The organism is Cupriavidus sp. SS-3, from assembly GCF_035818815.1.
GTDB classification, from domain to species: domain Bacteria; phylum Pseudomonadota; class Gammaproteobacteria; order Burkholderiales; family Burkholderiaceae; genus Cupriavidus; species Cupriavidus taiwanensis_C.
Genome location: NZ_JAYLVT010000011.1, coordinates 134,524 through 151,721 on the forward strand (window position 1 = coordinate 134,524; position 17,198 = coordinate 151,721).

15 protein-coding genes are annotated in these 17,198 nt (G+C 63.3%); 5 read left to right on the plus strand and 10 right to left on the minus strand.

The genetic code is table 11. The annotated features are described in order from the left end of the window. The first annotated feature begins 62 nt into the window (after positions 1–62). Positions 63–374, plus strand: coding sequence for a flagellar biosynthesis anti-sigma factor FlgM (flgM, locus tag U9J39_RS18250; RefSeq protein WP_116379714.1), 312 nt, complete (start codon positions 63–65; stop codon positions 372–374). 5 nt (positions 375–379) lie between these two features. Further along, positions 380–841: a flagellar protein FlgN gene (locus tag U9J39_RS18255; protein ID WP_115712056.1), complete on the plus strand. Its 462-nt coding sequence runs from the start codon at positions 380–382 to the stop codon at positions 839–841. 335 nt (positions 842–1,176) lie between these two features. Here the strand turns inward: U9J39_RS18255 and U9J39_RS18260 are convergent, their stop codons facing one another. The 7 genes from U9J39_RS18260 to flhB all read right to left on the minus strand — a co-directional run bounded on the left by U9J39_RS18260 (position 1,177) and on the right by flhB (position 9,396). Continuing rightward, positions 1,177–1,470: a hypothetical protein gene (locus tag U9J39_RS18260; RefSeq protein ID WP_018006611.1), complete on the minus strand. Its 294-nt coding sequence runs from the start codon at positions 1,468–1,470 to the stop codon at positions 1,177–1,179. 301 nt (positions 1,471–1,771) lie between these two features. Next, complete coding sequence (locus tag U9J39_RS18265; RefSeq protein ID WP_116313362.1) at positions 1,772–2,209, minus strand: flagellar protein FlhE; 438 nt, start codon at positions 2,207–2,209, stop codon at positions 1,772–1,774. Next, positions 2,209–2,925: an RNA polymerase sigma factor FliA gene (locus tag U9J39_RS18270; protein WP_115699513.1), complete on the minus strand. Its 717-nt coding sequence runs from the start codon at positions 2,923–2,925 to the stop codon at positions 2,209–2,211. The genes U9J39_RS18265 and U9J39_RS18270 overlap by 1 nt, the downstream gene beginning before the upstream one ends. Before the next feature lie 97 nt (positions 2,926–3,022). Next, a complete protein-coding gene (locus U9J39_RS18275) occupies positions 3,023–3,814 on the minus strand; it encodes a MinD/ParA family ATP-binding protein (RefSeq protein WP_326347745.1) in 792 nt (263 codons plus the stop codon). 11 nt (positions 3,815–3,825) lie between these two features. Beyond that, positions 3,826–6,165, minus strand: a complete 2,340-nt coding sequence (gene flhF / locus U9J39_RS18280) for a flagellar biosynthesis protein FlhF (protein WP_326347705.1) — start codon at positions 6,163–6,165, stop codon at positions 3,826–3,828. A 10-nt stretch (positions 6,166–6,175) separates the two neighbouring features. After that, the gene (gene flhA / locus U9J39_RS18285; protein ID WP_326347706.1) at positions 6,176–8,257 is read right to left on the minus strand and encodes a flagellar biosynthesis protein FlhA; all 2,082 of its coding nucleotides are present in this window, start codon (positions 8,255–8,257) and stop codon (positions 6,176–6,178) included. Further along, a complete protein-coding gene (gene flhB / locus U9J39_RS18290; RefSeq protein ID WP_326347707.1) occupies positions 8,254–9,396 on the minus strand; it encodes a flagellar biosynthesis protein FlhB in 1,143 nt (380 codons plus the stop codon). Before flhB ends, flhA begins: the two co-directional genes overlap by 4 nt. Before the next feature lie 472 nt (positions 9,397–9,868). On the opposite strand from flhB, the gene U9J39_RS18295 reads away from it, so the two are divergent. The 3 genes from U9J39_RS18295 to U9J39_RS18305 all read left to right on the plus strand — a co-directional run bounded on the left by U9J39_RS18295 (position 9,869) and on the right by U9J39_RS18305 (position 14,175). Next, complete coding sequence (locus tag U9J39_RS18295; protein WP_326347708.1) at positions 9,869–11,449, plus strand: isocitrate lyase; 1,581 nt, start codon at positions 9,869–9,871, stop codon at positions 11,447–11,449. Positions 11,450–12,896: 1,447 nt separating this feature from the next. Continuing rightward, on the plus strand, positions 12,897–13,505 hold the full coding sequence (locus U9J39_RS18300; protein ID WP_326347709.1) for a tetratricopeptide repeat protein: 609 nt from the start codon (positions 12,897–12,899) through the stop codon (positions 13,503–13,505). Positions 13,506–13,818: 313 nt separating this feature from the next. Continuing rightward, positions 13,819–14,175 (plus strand): hypothetical protein, encoded by a 357-nt coding sequence (locus U9J39_RS18305; RefSeq protein ID WP_326347710.1) that lies wholly within the window; start codon positions 13,819–13,821, stop codon positions 14,173–14,175. 865 nt (positions 14,176–15,040) lie between these two features. Here the strand turns inward: U9J39_RS18305 and U9J39_RS18310 are convergent. From U9J39_RS18310 to U9J39_RS18320, 3 genes are all read right to left on the minus strand, one after another. Then, complete coding sequence (locus U9J39_RS18310; protein ID WP_326347711.1) at positions 15,041–15,538, minus strand: hypothetical protein; 498 nt, start codon at positions 15,536–15,538, stop codon at positions 15,041–15,043. 291 nt (positions 15,539–15,829) lie between these two features. Next, positions 15,830–16,546: a DUF4145 domain-containing protein gene (locus U9J39_RS18315; RefSeq protein WP_326347712.1), complete on the minus strand. Its 717-nt coding sequence runs from the start codon at positions 16,544–16,546 to the stop codon at positions 15,830–15,832. 317 nt (positions 16,547–16,863) lie between these two features. Further along, complete coding sequence (locus U9J39_RS18320) at positions 16,864–17,154, minus strand: hypothetical protein (RefSeq protein WP_326347713.1); 291 nt, start codon at positions 17,152–17,154, stop codon at positions 16,864–16,866. Positions 17,155–17,198: the final 44 nt, after the last annotated feature.

Here is a 17,198-nt window from a genome sequence, read left to right on the forward strand (position 1 = left end):
GGCGCCCTAAAGAATTCGCCTGCGCGTCCGTAATGCCATAGGAAACCAGCAAGGATCGCCCCGTGAAGATCAACCACTCCACCTCGTCCCGTCCGGCCGACGCCGCCGCTGGCGACGCCGCCCGGCCCCACGCCGCCCCGGCCGCCGCCGATGCGGCCACGCCGTCCGCCGGCCTGAGCGTCAGCCCGCTGGCCGCCCAGGTGCGCGACATCAGCGCCCGCCTGGCCCAGCCGGCTGACGACGATATCGATACCGCCAAGGTCGAAGAGATCCGCCAGGCCATCGCCGAAGGCCGGATCCGCATCGACCCGGGCAAGATTGCCGATGGCCTGCTCGCCACCCTGCGCGAGCTCGGCCAGGCCGACCCCAAATAGCCACCATGAGCCAGAGCCTGATCCAGTCCCTGCAGCGCGAAACCGAAGGCATCCAGGCCTTCGGCCAACTCCTCGCCGAAGAGCGCGACGCCCTCAAGCGGGGCGACTTCCAGTCCCTGAGCGGGCTGCTGACGCGCAAGGTCGAACTGGGCCAGGCTTTGTCCCGCCAGCTCAAGGCCCGCGAAGCCCAGATGGGCGCGCTGGGCCTGCGCGCGGGCCCAGAAGGCCAGTTGCTCGGCCGCCAGGTCGAACCGGCCGTGGCCGATGCCTGGCGCGGGCTGATCTTTGCGGCCCGCACCGCGCGTGACGCCAATGCGCTCAACGGGGCGGTGGTGGACGCCCATCTCGACTTCACCCGTGAAGCCATCCAGGCGCTGCGCCAGCATAGTGGCGGGGATGCGGGGTTGTATGGGAAGGATGGGAAGGCGGCGGCGGGTGTGGGTGGGGTTAGTCTGGCGGCCGGGTAAGGGTTCGGTTGCTGTGCGCTTTCTGCAATGGCAATAGCGTGCGCGTTCACTTCGTTGATGCGCTCGCCCTCACCCCAACCCTCTCCCGCAAGCGGGAGAGGGAGTACACAAGCGGGAATTGGAAAGCTCGAGGCAATGATGACGCTGCAGGTTTTCTCCCCTCTCCCGCTTGCGGGAGAGGGGCGGGGGTGAGGGCCGGCGGTGGTAATAGCGACGGCCTTCACTTCGTTGATATTCCCGCCCTCACCCCTAACCTCTCCCACAAGCGGGAGAGGGAGTACACAAATCGTGCGCGGGACCACGCCACCGTCGTGGTGGCAGATATGATTCGCAGCTCAAAGCGGTGGCTCAAATAGGTGGAAGTCCCAAATCCAACCCTCAACCGCCGGCTCTTCGCAGCGCACGCGCATAGTGTTGTGCTTGCTCCCGACCTTGGTTAGATAGCACTTGGTATTGATTGGCAACATCTGGAAGTTCTCGCTCTGCGCACTGGCATCCTCTTCGGTAGCGTAGAGCTTAACGGCAGTAATGGTCACGCTTGGCGTAAAACTGATGCGCAGACCCGTGACAAATACGTACGCTCCGGCCATAAGCGTAAGCAATCCCAAGGTAATGAATATCTTCCTCATGGTCTACCAGTTGGTGGACGCGCCATGCTTCCAACCTTTTGGATACAGCCTTCTTTCCACGACACGGTTGGACTTGCTAACCACGAATAATAGCTCGGCGGGCGTAATGGGCGTCTGTATGTTGCGTGGGTCATGTGCCAGGATGCCGATGTTCTCCAATGCTTGAGCGGTGTTCGTCGAGCATGAATTCTTGAGAAGATCATATTTCATTGCCCGCTTTCACACGGCTTTCCCTGGATCGCCTGATGTTCCATTTTTTCGTCACTTGTTGATAAGTGACGAAAAAACGGAACATTCATCCCTACCTGAACCCCACCACCACCTCATTACTCCGCCCCTGCAACACCGGCACCAGGCTCCCCTGCCCCGGCACCCGGAACGCAAACACAAACCCCTTGGTGGCATCGTCGCCGAAGAACGCATCGGTCTTGCCCTCGGCCTGCGTCAGCAACACGCAGCGTTGCGCATTGCACAGGTAGGCCTGCAGTTCCGCCGGCGGCGTCTTGGCGAAGCTGTAGCGCCAGCGCACCGAGGTAATGACCCCTTCCGATTGCGGCAATACGCCGGTGGGCAGGATTGGCGGCGATACCGCGCGCTGGCCGCGGCCGTGCAGGGCCGGGCCGTTGACCGAGCCGGTCCAGGCGTGGCGGGTGCCGGCGTCGAACGCGGCCCACGCGCACGCCGATACCGCGGCCAGCAGCCAGCAAGCGCCACGCGCGGCGCGCGCCTTGCCGGGCATCACAGCAGGCCGCGCAACTGGCTGCGCAGCCGGTTGATGGCCTGGCCGCGGATCTGGCATACGCGCGACTCGGTCACCTCGAGCACGGCGCCGATTTCGCGCAGGTTCAGTTCCTGGTCGTAGCACAGCGACAGCACCAGCTTCTCGCGCTCGGGCAGGCGTTCGATGGCGCGGACCAGTGCCTCGCGCATGCCGCTTTCCATCAGCACGGTCAGCGGGTTGCCGTCGTCGCTGCCGCCGAGGTGGCGGTCGAGAAAGTCTTCTTCGCCGGAGCGCTCGAAGTCTTCATAGTGCAGCAGCTGGCAGCCATAGACCTCGTTGAGCAGCAGCTGGTATTCGTCCAGCGGCATCTCCATGGCCTCGGCCACTTCGGAGTCGATCGGCGTGCGGCCGAGCTTCTGTTCCAGGTTGCGCTGGGTGCGTTCGATGCGGCGGGTGAACTGGCGCAGGCTGCGCGATTGCCAGTCGTTGGCGCGCACCTCGTCGAGCATGGCGCCGCGGATGCGCTGGCTGGCGTAGGTCTCGAAGCGCGCGCCGTGGGTGTCTTCATAGCGCTTGGCGGCGTCGAGCAGGCCGATCATGCCGGCCTGGATCAGGTCGTCGATCTGCACGCTGGCGGGCAGCCGCGCGGCGAGCTGCAGCGCGATGCGGCGCACCAGCTGGGCGTGCGCCTTGACCACATCGGCCTGTTCGAGCTTTCCCTGGATCGTGTACATGGTGCAATTCTCGTGACTGCTGGATGGCTGGACCGGTACGCCTTGGCGTGCCGGCTGGCTCAGGCTGTGGTGGTTTCGGGTGGCATGGCTGGCAGGCTCAGGCCATGGCGGGCGCGGCTGCTGGCGCGGCGGCATCCGCGCGCAACGGCCAGGCGCCGATGCCGCCGGCGCTGCGGCGCAGGGCCGCGGTGGCCGGCGCGGCCGGGAAGGCATCGACCACGCAGCGGCCCAGCTGCGCGGCGCGCGCCACCAGCGGATCCGCCGGCAGCCAGCCCGCGCACAGCACTTCGACGCCGAGGTACTGGCTGGCAGTGCGCGCCAGGTTGCGCAGGATGGCCTGCACCGTGGCTTCGCTGGCCGCCAGGTTGACGATCAGGTGGAACTGGCGCCACGCATACAGGTGGTGCAGCCGCTTGATGCAGGCGTAGGCGGCGGTGATCGATGCCAGCTCCGGGCGCATCACCACCAGCACGTTGTGCGCATCGCCCGCAAGCGTCGACAGCGCGCCGTCGGCGTCGGGGGCGGCATCGACCAGCACGCTGCGGAAATCGTTCGTCGCCGCCTGCGCCAAGGCAGCGCCCGGCACCGGCCGGCCCGCCGGCAGTACCGACAGCACGCCTTGCGGGCTCACGCCCGCCGCCGCATCGAGCGACAGCCGGCCCGCGTGGACGTCAGCCAGCGTGCCCGCCGGCCTGGCGCCGGACCAGCGCGTGGCAGGGGCGTTGGCGTCTTCGTCGACCAGCAGCACGCGCTCGCCTTGCATCGCCAGCGCATGCGACAAACCCAGCGCCACGGTGGTCGCGCCGGCGCCGCGTTCGCTGGCGAGCACGGCGATGCGGCGCGTGGTGCGCGGCGCCAGCATGCGGCGCAGGCTCGCGGCCTGGTCCATGGCGAGGGTGCTCACTGCAGGGCCTCCGCGGCGGCAGCGGGCGCGGCGTTGCCGCGGCCCGGATAGTTTTCCAGCACGTCGAGCAGCGCCAGCATGCGGCCCATGCCTTCATTGAGCACGGTGCCCGGCACCGGCACGCCCGGGCGCACCGTACGGCCGGCCAGGCGCGCCAGGAACGCGGGCGCGGCCGCGGTGGGCGCGTGTTCCAGGCGCAGCACCGACAAGCCCAGCTGCAGTGCGGCCACGGCGGCGGCATCGGGCGCATCCCCTGCGTCCTGCGCGAAATGGTCGATGGCGTGGCGCAGCGTGCGCAGGCCGGCCTCGGCCGCGTCGGTCCACAAGGCCCAGCGGGCCACCTGCGCGGCATCCTGCGCCAGCGCCGGATCGCACAGCAGGTAGCGTGTATCGAGCAGCTCGCCGGTAGCACGGTCGGCCAGGCGGGCCACCACCAGGCAGGCGTCGATGCCGCCATCTGGCGTGCCCTTGCCGCGCACCGGGCTGTCCGGCACGCGCACCTCGGCGGTTGCCAGCCAGCGCACGGCATCGCGCTCGCGCACGGTGTCTTCGCCGACGGCATGGAAGGTCAGCGTATCCGCCAGCGCATCCAGCTTCCACGCGGTGCCGGCGCTGACCACGCGCGCGGTCTTGCGCGCGCTGGCCACCCAGCGCTCGCCGGCCAGCTGCCAGCGCGCCAGCGTGGCGGCGGACGGCACTGCCTCGATCAGGTTGACGACCTTGCGCGCGGCGCTCATCGCGGCGCGCAGGTTGGCGGCATCCGATTCGGCTTCACCCAGCGGCTGGCCGGCACGGCCAGTGGGCGTGACGGTGGCGGCCAGCGGCATGCCGTTGCGGTCGGCCAGCCACAGCGTGTGCTGGACCGGCTGGGGCGAGCGGCGCCCGGGCACGGCCACCTGCAGCGTGGCGGCGACGGCCAGCACGTACTGGTCGCACTGGCGCGTCACGTCACGGCACACCGCTTCGCGCACCTGCTGCGACATCGCGCGCAGGGCTGGCGCGCCGGCGCCGCGCTGCTGCCACAGCGAGCGGGCCAGGTCGAAGCCCAGGCCCGCGCCGTTGAGTTCGGCCACGCACTGGCCGAGCGCGTCGGCGCTATCGGTCAGCGAGCGCAGCACATCGGTGGCGCCACCGCGCGCGCTTGTCTCTTCACCCGCACCAGCTGCCGCACGGCGCGCCGCATCGGCATCGGCGAAAACAGAGCCGCGGCGCGGCGTCAGGAAGGCGCGCTCGACCAGCGCGGTGCTGTTGGCGAGCTCCAGGTGCTCGGGCACGCGCTGGCCGGTGGAGGCATAGAACACCGGCAGCCGGTGGCGGATCACCACGTCCAGCACCGATCCCAGGTGCGTCGCTTCATCCAGCTTGCTGATGATGCAGCCGTCGATGCCGCCGCCATCCGGCGCGGCGTCGTGGCGGTAGGCGTGCACCACCTCGTTGAGGGTATCGCCATGGCTGGCGCCGTTGAGCAGCAGCACGCGCTGCACCGGCGCAGGCACGCCGGCCAGCATGGCGATCTGTTCCGACAGGCTGCGGTCGCGCTGGCTCATGCCGACGGTGTCGATGATCACCAGGTGCTTGTCCTTCATCGCCGCCAGCGCGAAGCGCAGGTCGGCGGCGTCTTTCACGGCATGCACCGGCACGCCGAGGATGTCGCCATAGATGCGCAGCTGCTCATGGGCGCCGATACGGAAGCTGTCGGTAGTCAGCAACGCCAGCTTGTCGGCGCCGTGGCGCAGCACGTAGCGCGCCGCCAGCTTGGCCGTGGTGGTGGTCTTGCCCACGCCGGTGGGGCCCACCAGCGCCAGCACGCCGCCCTGCGCGAACAGGTGGTCCTCGTCGCCCAGCACCGGCAGCTTGCTGGCCAGTTCGCCGCGGATCCAGCCCATGGCCGCGGGCCGGTCATAGCCCAGCGGCAGCCGCGCCAGCAGCGTGCGCGCCAGTTGCCCGGAGAAGCCTGCGCCGACCATCCATTCGAACAGCGATTCGCGCAGCGGGTCGCTCGCGGCCACGCCGTGCGCTGCCGCGCTCGGGGCCACGCCCGGCGCGGCGCCGATGCCGGCCAGCTGGCGCTCCAGCATGGCCCGCATCGATTGCAGCTCGCCGCGCAGGTCGCCGATGGCCGCGGGCTCAGGTGCCGGTACCTGCGCCGGTGCCGGCGGCACATACACCTGCGCGCCGGCCGACACGCTGCCCAGATCGGTATCGCGCATGGCGACGATCTCCACCCCGCCCTCGACGGTGCGGTTGGACAGCACCACGGCATCCGGGCCCATGGCTTCGCGCACCTGGCGCATGGCTTCGCGGCCGTTGGCCGCGACAAACTTGGCTACGCTCATCGTTGACTCCTCACGCGCCGATCATGGCGGTGATGCGGATATTGCGGTTGTCCGGCACCTCGGCGTGCGACAGCACGCGCAGCTGCGGCATGGTCCGGCGCAGGAAGCGCGCCATCAGCGGACGCAGCTGCGACGGCACCAGCAGCACCGGGTCCATGCCCATCTGCTCCTGGCGCGTAACCGCGCCCTGGGTCTGCTGCAGCAGCGCGTCGGCCAGGCCCGGCTCGATGCCGCCGCCGTTGGTCAGCGCCTGCGACAGCACGCGCTCCAGGCCGGCGTCGAGGCCGATCACCTGCAGGTCGGCATTGTTCGGGAACAGCTGCTGCGTGATGGCGCGGCCCAGCGCCACGCGGACCATCGCGGTCAGCTCGTTCGGATCACTGATCTTGGGCGCGTGCTCGGCCACCACATCCAGGATGGTGCGCATGTCGCGGATCGGCACGCCTTCGTCCAGCAGGTTCTGCAGGATCTTCTGCAGCGCCGTGAGCGAAATCGTCTTCGGCACCAGGTCTTCGGTCAGCTTGGGCGAATCCTTGGCGATGCGGTCCAGCAGCGCCTGCACTTCCTGGCGGCCCAGCAGCTCGGCCGCGTGCATGTGGATCAGGTGGTTCAGGTGCGTGGCCACCACGGTGCTGGCATCGACCACGGTATAGCCGTACGCCTGCGCCTGCTCCTTGATGCCCGCGTCGATCCACACCGCCGGCAGGCCGAAGGCCGGATCGCGCGTGGCCGCGCCGGGAAGCGTGCCGCTGACCTGGCCCGGGTTGATCGCCATCCACTGTCCGGGCATGGCCTCGCCGCGGCCGATCTCCACGCCCTTGAGCGTGATGCGGTAGGCGTTGGGCTTCAGTTCCAGGTTGTCGCGGATATGAACGACGGGGACCAGGAAGCCGATCTCCTGCGCCACCTTCTTGCGGATGCTCTTGATGCGGCCCAGCAGCTCGCCGTCCTGCGCGCGGTCCACCAGCGTGATCAGGCGGTATCCCACTTCCATGCCGAGCGGGTCCACCAGCGTGACGTCGTCCCAGCTGGCTTCGGTCGATTCCGGCGCCACCGCCGGGGTGCGCTCCTCACGCTGCTTGGTCTGCGCCTGCGTGGCCGCGCGGCGCGCGATATAGCGCCCCATCCAAACCAGCGCGCCTGCCAGCAGCAGGAAGGCAAAGTGCGGCATGCCCGGGATGATGCCCATCAGGCCGATGATGCCCGCGGTCAGGTACAGCACGCGCGGGTTGGCGAAGAGCTGGCCGGTCAGCTGCTCGCCCACGTCCTGCTCGTTCGACACGCGCGACACGATCACGCCGGCCGCGGTGGAGATCACCAGCGCCGGAATCTGCGCCACCAGGCCATCGCCGATGGTCAGCAGCGTGTAGTTGTGCACGGCGGTGCCGAAGTCCAGGTCATGCTGGACCATGCCCACCACCATGCCCGCGGCCACGTTGATAAACATGATCAGCAGGCCCGCCACCGCATCGCCGCGCACGAACTTGCTGGCACCGTCCATGGCGCCGTAGAAGTCAGATTCCTGCGCCACCTCGGCGCGGCGCTTCTTGGCGGCGGCTTCGTCGATCAGGCCGGCGTTCAGGTCGGCGTCGATCGACATCTGCTTGCCCGGCATCGAATCCAGCATGAAGCGCGCGCCGACTTCCGCAATCCGCCCCGCGCCCTTGGTGATCACCATGAAGTTGATCACCACCAGGATGGCGAACACCACGATACCCACGGCAAAATTGCCGCCCACCAGGAAGTGGCCGAAGGCCTCCACCACCTTGCCGGCCGCGTCCGGGCCGGTATGGCCTTCCAGCAGCACTATGCGCGTGGACGCCACGTTCAGCGACAGCCGCAGCAGCGTGGTAAACAGCAGCACCGCCGGGAACGCCGCAAAGTCCAGCGGCTTCTGCGTATACATGCTGACCAGCAGCACCATGATCGCCAGCGCGATATTGAAGGTGAACAGCAGGTCCAGCACAAGGGCCGGCAGCGGCAGGATCATCATCCCCAGGATCATGATGATCAGCAGCGGCCCGGTCATGGCCTTGAACTGGCCGGCGGAGCGCAGGCCGGGCAGGTTGAAGAGGTTGCTCAGAGCATTCATTCGCGCATTTCCGGTACGGCGAGTTCATCGGGCACATGCAGGTCCGCCGGTGCCTGCGGCTGCGGGCCCTGCGAGTAGTGCCAGTGCTTCAGTTGATAGACCCAGGCCAGCACTTCGGCCACGGCGGTATAGAGGCCGGCCGGGATTTCCTGGCCCAGCTCAACATGGCGGTGCAGCGCGCGCGCCAGCGGCGGCGCCGACATCAGCGGCACGCGGTGCTCCGCCGCCAGCGCGCGAATGCGCGCGGCGACCTCGCCGGTGCCCTTGGCCACCACGCGCGGCGCGCCCATGCGCCCTTCCTCATAGCGCAGCGCCACCGCAAAGTGGGTGGGGTTGGTCACCACCACATCGGCCTTGGGCACCTCCGTCATCATGCGGCGGCGCGCCATGGCGCGCTGCTGCTGGCGGATGCGGTTCTTGATATGGGGGTCGCCCTCGCTCTCCTTGAATTCCTGCTTGACCTCTTCCTTGGTCATGCGCAGCTTCTTGAAGAACGCCCAGTACTGCCACGGCACGTCGATGGCTGCCACCACCAGCAGCGACAGCGACACCACCAGGCAGCAGAACATCACCAGGTCCACCATGTGCAGCAGCGCCTCCTGCACCGGCGCATTCATCAGCGCGATGGCCTCGGGCAAGCGGCGCCACAGCACCCAGGCGCCGACCGCCCCCACCAGCAGCGACTTGGCCACGGCCTTGAGCAGTTCCACCAGCGAATGCGCCGAGAACATCCGCCCCAGCCCCGCAATCGGCGACAGCCGCGACAACTGCGGCGCGAACGACTTGGCCGAGAACACCCAGCCGCCCAGCAGCAGCGGCGCGGCCAGCGCGGCCACGCCGAACAGCAGCAGCAACGGCAGGAAGGCCAGCAGGCTGTCCCACACCATCAGCGCAAAGCGCGACAGCATGCGCGACGGATCGAACGCCGTGGCCGGCTCAAAGCGCAACGCGCCCTGCATCACCTGGTTCAGGCTGCGGCCCAGGTGCCCGCCCAGCGTCCACAGGCCGGTCACACCGGCAATCAGCATCACGAACGTGGCCAGCTCGCGCGAACGCACCACCTGCCCCTCCTCGCGCGCCTTTTCCAGGCGCCGGGGTGAGGCGGGTTCGGTTTTCTCGAGATCGCTTTCTTCGGACATCCACGCTCCGTGCGAAGCGGCAGGCCGCTATTCGTCAGCGGGGATTATCGAAGCGGGGTGGGATTCCCATTCGCGCGAAAAGGCGGGGGAATTGGGTGCTGTTTGGGAAATGAGGGACTGTTGGGGTTAACGGCGCAGCGGTCAGGAGTCTTTAGCGGGAAAGTGACGAAACCGTCGAACCGCGGTGCGCGGGATAGGCCTTTGCCCACTCACTGAAAGCACGTTTCACATCGTGGGATTTTGGCGTTGCGCAGCGCCGCATCCGCTTTCGTTCTGCGAAAAAACGTTCCGTATCGTGAAAATTAACGCCTATCCCATTGAAAGATAAGGAAAAACAAAGTCTTATGTCTTATATAAGACATGGCCGCAACGAACCCGGATCCCCCTACAATGAGTTCACGCTGTTTGCTTCGACCCACGGTCGGCACGCCAAACGATTTTTCTCAAACGCGCCTTATCTTAGGAAACTGACATGGCCCAGTATCAAGACGACATCAAGGCAGTGGCTGCTTTGAAAGAAACCCAGGGCAGCGCCTGGAATGCCATCAACCCCGAGTACGCTGCCCGCATGCGCGCGCAGAACAAGTTCAAGACGGGCCTGGACATCGCCAAGTACACCGCCAAGATCATGCGCGCCGACATGGCTGCCTACGATGCGGACTCGTCCAAGTACACCCAGTCGCTGGGCTGCTGGCACGGCTTTATCGGCCAGCAGAAGATGATTTCCATCAAGAAGCACTTCAACAGCACCGAACGCCGCTACCTGTACCTGTCCGGCTGGATGGTCGCCGCGCTGCGCTCCGAGTTCGGCCCGCTGCCGGACCAGTCGATGCACGAAAAGACCTCGGTCAGCGCGCTGATCCGCGAGCTGTACACCTTCCTGCGCCAGGCCGACGCCCGTGAACTGGGCGGCCTGTTCCGCCAGCTAGACGCCGCCACCGGCGCCGAAAAGGCCGCCATCCAGCAGAAGATCGACAACCACGTCACCCACGTCGTGCCCATCATCGCCGACATCGACGCCGGTTTCGGCAATGCCGAGGCGACCTACCTGCTGGCCAAGCAATTCATCGAAGCCGGCGCCTGCTGCATCCAGATCGAAAACCAGGTCTCCGACGAGAAGCAATGCGGCCACCAGGACGGCAAGGTCACCGTGCCGCACGAGGACTTCCTGGCCAAGATCCGCGCCATTCGCTACGCCTTCCTGGAACTGGGCGTGGACGACGGCATCATCGTCGCCCGCACCGACTCGCTGGGCGCCGGCCTGACCAAGCAGATCGCCGTGACCCGCCAGCCGGGCGACCTGGGTGACCAGTACAACTCGTTCCTGGATTGCGAAGAACTGTCGGCCGACCAGCTGGGCAATGGCGACGTCATCATCAAGCGCGACGGCAAGCTGCTGCGCCCGAAGCGCCTGCCCAGCAACCTGTTCCAGTTCCGCGCCGGCACGGGCGAAGCACGCTGCGTGCTGGACTGCGTGACCGCGCTGCAGAACGGCGCCGACCTGCTGTGGATCGAAACCGAAAAGCCGCACATCGCCCAGATCGCGGGCATGGTCAACGAAATCCGCAAGGTCATCCCGAACGCCAAGCTGGTTTACAACAACAGCCCGTCGTTCAACTGGACGCTGAATTTCCGCCAGCAGGCGTATGACGCGATGAAGGCCGAGGGTAAGGATGTGTCGGCCTACGACCGCGCGCAGTTGATGAGCGTGGAATACGATGACAGCGAACTGGCGAAGCTGGCGGACGAGAAGATTCGTACTTTCCAGGCTGATGCGTCGCGTGAGGCCGGAATCTTCCATCATCTGATTACGCTGCCGACGTATCACACTGCTGCGCTGTCGACGGACAATCTGGCTAAGGAATACTTTGGTGATCAGGGCATGCTGGGGTATGTGGCTGGGGTGCAGCGGAAGGAAATCCGTCAGGGCATCGCCTGTGTGAAGCACCAGAATATGTCTGGGTCGGATATCGGGGATGACCACAAGGAGTACTTCAGCGGGGAGGCTGCGCTGAAGGCGGCGGGGAAGGACAATACTATGAATCAGTTTTGATTCTGGTAGGACGCCTTAAAGTAGAACGCCAACCCGGAGGGGTTGGCGTTTTTTTATGTGGCAGGATTCCTCGCGGGGTGCTTCTGAAGGTTACCGAACAGGCCACCGATGCAGGCGCCTTGCTCTGAATCCAAGACTTCTCACAATCTATGATAAGTCTTGATACAAGTCGCTCAGCGATGCGTAAAGGGCTGGCGTGCAGGCAGTTGCTTCCGTGGAACGGACGGCAGTAACCGGCCATAAGCGGCCATTGCATATTCGACTGTTCTGTGTGCGGCCGTACCTTCGTAATGCACGGCTGCAGGCAGCATGTATCCTCCATTGAACCGACCGCGCCCACTCAGTTGGGTTGGGTTCGCCAGGTGATGTTCATCGGGGGAACCACAGAGGGCACTGCGCACAATGCGTTCTCGACTGAAAATCCACTGGGTGTGCTGGAGCACGCTCACCGTCCTATTCGGCCTAGCAATGGTTGCGTTTGAGGTCTCAAGCACCACCAACGGCGCTTACCTATCCCTGAATCCTGGGGAGACAGGTAGCGTCACAGTGGTTCGTCTATCCCCAACTCCCCTTGAGCCCTACGTGGAGTTCAAGCGCAAGGGATGGAAGGACAAGCGCCCGGAGTTGGGCATCTACGCATATAACTCGAACTTCAGAGAGAGTGGGTTCCTTGAATTTAAGCAGCCAGGCGAACCAGTGACCATTCGCATCACATCGAACTCAGGGATCGACAAGCTGTATAGGGCGTTACCGAACTCGGGTAACAGCGAGAGCGCGATTACGCGAGCCTTAGAAGTCCGCGATGGAGACGGTGACCCCCATCTCTTCAAGTGGCCCCCTCGGCTAGAGACATTGCCCGCGGGAATCTCGCATCTGACCATTACCGTCGTTGATGTTAGCCCGACGCTCGCAGGAGAGCGCGTTACGGTCTCGGTAAAGCCACCACTTGGGTTCAAGTACGTCAGTCGAGGTTACGGGGGGCTGTACTGGCTCATCTTTTGGCCCGTCTTCGCGGTCTTCCTTGGTATCTATGGCGGCATGCTCCTATGGCGTAGTTATCGGACGATCAGGCAGTGAAACTGTGCTTTTGGCAACAGTGAAAATGACCGCTTAGGGTCGAGAGGCGTCTCTGGCGCCAAGCCGCCCGCAACAGGAGTTGCCGAAGGCCGAGACCGGCCAGGAGGCGTCGTTCGGCGCTCCTCGGCTAAGACGTTCGCAGGACCGGTATATCCCGCAAAACTGCCCTCGAAGGCGACTACGCACTTCACGTTGATGTCTGTCGGGCCATCGAGGCATGCGACGGGCCGCCACCGCCGACGGGTTTTTTATGTTCTTCAACGCACGCACAAGCGTGCAGGCCCATAGTAGCGTGGCGAAGAATGCGCAAAGCAATGTCTGCCACCACCTCCGCTCGCAACTTCAATGTGCCTCGTCAGGTATATGGTTTATGCGTATGAACCTGGCTCGTAAACAAGAGCAAGAAAACGAACTGGGGTTAGCCGAGCTTCTTCGCCAGGCGGCAAGCCTTTACGCGAAGGAGCAGTATTCTCAAGCGTTCCGGATTTACCGGCACCTTGCCGATCAGGGGCATTCAGAGAGTCAAGTTTTCCTTGGCTGCATGTTTGCAGAAGGTAAGGGCGTTCAGGCGAGCCAGGAGGATGCAGCCCATTGGTTCAGGCGAGCAGCAGAGCTTGGCTCAGCGAGGGGTGGGTTCTATCTAGGACGATTGCTGACCATGGAGGGTAAGCATGCTGATGCTTTTCCTTTGTATCAGCGCTCTGCGGCGGCTGGATACCCCCCTTCTCAATTTCGTCTTGGAGTTTCATATCTTAGGGGACAAGGTGTTCGAAGAGATCTCACGTTGGCTTTTCGCTACCTTGAGGCAGCAAAGGCCAACGGACATATCTTTGCTAGACGTGAGCTTGCAATATTGGATATCCTAGGCTATAGGGGAGTCGCGCGGAGATTCCTAGGCGTCATTGAATTTTTGCACGTATTGTTGTTCGGCATGGGAGTTGCTTTTGCGAACCCATACTCTGACGATCTAAGGGGTTGATCATTGCCAATTTGGCGATTGCCGGCCACTCTCAGTCAGTGAGCCCTCATCGATCAATGGCCGAATCAGCAAGAGGCATTCGACTGACGATCTTTCCAGCCCCCATTCTGGGCTAGCTCAGCGTTGGAATGTCCTAGTCCGTGTCCGACTCCACACCGACTCCACACCGACCTCACGAACGACCTCACGAACGACCTCAATCGATAGTCGGACCGGGCGGCCATAGGATGATCGCAGTAAGGCGGTCGGAGCGAGCTCCATTGTCCTGCTTACCCATTCACTTTCTGACGCTTCACGCCTGGATGGATGCTTTATGACAACTGCCGAAGAATTGATCGCTAATCGATTAGCCGGGATTCAACTGGGAATCTTCGAAATCATCTGGCCCGCCTATCCGTGGATAGATCAAGTGGCATTCAGACCGAATGGTCGGATCTGCTCCGTCCATATTCAATCGCACGTAGAGCCAATTGCAGAGGAGTGGGAGGGCCTGACACGGCTGATGCGAGAGCTATTTGATGTTGCATGTGACAGCGCAAGCCTCCATCTCGTGTTCGAGATTAGCAGCACGGGGGCGAGCGAGCGAACTCACATCGTCGCGATGTCTGACTCGCTGTTCAAAGTTATAGCAAGCAAGGTGGCACCATGGCGGCTGAATAACGGAAGATGACGTCGATGCCGGATCAATTTTGAGAGGTCACCTTCCGACGGCCTCTCGGCAAAAGGAGCCGTTTGTCTCGGAGAAGTTGAATGTCTGAGATGGGTCGGCAGTCGCCATTGACGCCGGAAAGCCTGCACCCAGATGGGCGGATGGCTGAGACCGGCCATCTAAGGACGTCCGCTCATGCGATAAGGTGAGCAGACGCACGGCATAGTTTACGCACTTGGATTGTCTTCCCGCTTGCGTGAATCAATGTCAGTAGATCGACCGCATCGACGGCACGTTTTAGGCATCCAAGTTGGGCATATGAAGGGGCCAACGAAGTCATAGGTATATGCCTTGCCACAACGTGGGCAAGAGAAAAAATACGCGTTCCAGAACGCGAACACCAAGAACAGTATGGGAATTGCGATGAAGAACGCGCCATGGACTTTGAAGGCAAGAATGGCCAGGAGATAGAACGACGCAATGGCGCCGGGATAAAAGAGGTAGAACTTCCGCCGTGGGGACATTACGAACCTCCTACTGAGACGAAATTGGCTTCGATAGTCCGGCGTCCTACCGTGCCATAGCTCAGGGCCTAAGGCAACGTATATGTTGAATATCGAACACATATCCATGTCGCGACTGGGAAGGCTGCTGCCGATCCCAGCCATCGTGGCTGAGACGCCTGAATGACCGAAAGGATCGGGTAGTGGTCTCTCGATCCACCCAGGGCGAATGGCCGTCTTGTGTCGGAAGCAGCCCTGCTAACACTGTGCGGCCGCTGTCCGAAGCGCGTCGAGCAACGAGGCCTTGCTTAGAAGTTCGGTCGATAGGTCCCCCAACAGGACAGCAAGAGCCAGCATTAAGCGATAGGGATTATGCAACGGGGCTAGCTGGCCAGAGCTAAAGTAGCTTGACCAATTTGGTGCACTTCCTCGTCCGTAACTTGCAGCAGACGTTGTAGTGTTTCCGTCCGACCATTTAACTCCGTTACGTGTCCGAGCAGGCTTTCAGCGGTAAAACTCTGCTTCACACTATTGCCGCCATCGTATTTGATAAACGTTAGCTCACCCGGCACGCCCACAATAATATTGCCATGCACCAGCGTATTTCGTTGCGCGAAGCCCTCAATGCTGTTGAGCAGCTTTCCGGTCTCCTTGTGGGCGTCGCCATGCAGCTTAAGCAGGCCGCGAAGGAGCTGTACGCGTGGATTGAATTGAAGTTTTCCTGTGACGATTACTGCTTTGGTGGCGTCAATAACTAAATACTTCATGATTGCAGCCTGAACCACAGATTCTAAAACAGCCCATGCAACCATAAAAACCCCATAGGCATGGATTGCTTCAGTGTGCGAGAATGGTTGCGATTGCAAGTTGCCGTTATTCATAAGCTGGAATCAAGTGGTTGGCTCGGGATGGCTGCCTACAAGGGTGGCGCGATTTTGGCCCAATTGTAGCTACTGGCTACGGTTATTGCCTCTTTTGTTGCTCGAACGACGGCTTCTCAGGGCAGTAACATTGCCGCTGTCCTGCCAAATGGCAGAGACGGGTCGGACAGAGACGCTTGAGCCGGACAGCGGCCGGCCGGTCGGCAGAGACCGGCCATGTGCGGTCGATCGAGCAGCCCAACGTAGGTCGTCGACAATGCTGCGCTGAGAGGCTACGAAACGGTCCGCGCCTCAAACCGGAGCATCCCCTTCAGCACGTCGGCGTTTCTGCCTCGCCGGGATCTGCGGCTTGAGCTGGCCAACCTGGCCGTCGAGAATAAAGCTCCGGTGGCAGAACGCCTCAACGATATCCATCATCGTCGCGAGCTGCTTGGGCTGCGGTTTCCATCCCCGGTGTGCAGCCGCGCCGCCGGCATCGGCAAGCACGGCCAACGTGTCCTTTTCCGCTTCGCCCACTTTGCCAGCGGCGAAAAGATCTTCCAGTTTTTGCTGAAAAGTCGTCGCCGGGTCAACGCCCAGAAGTTCTGTCGCCCGGTCGAAGGCGGTTCTCATTCCTGTAGCGGAGAGAACGGCAAGATCCCCGTCGAGGCCCGAGTACACCTCATTAAGAATGCTGTGCAGAACAGTGTCTACGGAGAACAGCTCGTCCAACCACGAAGGACGGGCGCGTTTCAGGGGAGACGGCCAGTACGAATAGTCGATCTCGTAATCTCCCTGTATGTCGCCGGCGGCATCGTAGGAGTAGTTAATGTTCTCGGAAAAGATCTCAGCGCGCTGGACGTAGATGCTGTCGCAGCCGCGGCATTTCAGGATGCGATAGTCAATCTGGCCCCAGATGGGGTGGTCATCATCCTGCCATTTGTGTTCATATGCAGCGACGATGTCGGCGTTTTTCCCTGCCCCGCATTCGGGACAGTGTCCTTTGGTGATCTTCTCTACGACGGGCATTCGTTTCCCTCTCTGGTTCGTTCTTCACGTAAGCCGAGAGCACGGCGACGATTAGGTCCGGGCGGGCATTATATGGCCGCGTCCACGTCGTGCCGTGCCGATCACGCTGGTTCAAACCGCTATGTTAGATATCACCAGGCACATCGCAGGTTGCTAGCTGCGTTACTTGAAGTCTCACGTGCCGAGCGCGAACGTCCGCTTCGAGGGATTCTGAACGTCGCTTACGGGTCGTTCTGCGACCCTCAGCCCCACGATCGAGTCACCCATGCGCCCAGATAGCACGGCAGCCAATTTCACGGCTGCCGTCTCGCCCAACGTCATTCCACCTCCAACCCCTGCCCCTCCACCACCGCCAACTCACTCAAAACCTGCGTCTCATGCGCCAGCGTCGCTGCGAGCGAAAGCAACCCCTCCCAAACCCCCCGCTCCAAATCCACCACCTCCAAACTAACAGCCCCATATTCACTAGCCATAAGCAATAGCCCATGAAGCTGCGCCGCCCGTTGCACCGCAAGACTCAATGGATTCTCGCCAGGGGTGTGGGCGGTGACGAGCATATCGACACCATTGTGTTCCGCCGTAATACCGTGATGACTATGGCTATACATGGCACACCTCCACATACGCGTCCCGCGCACGCTGCTGCATTGTG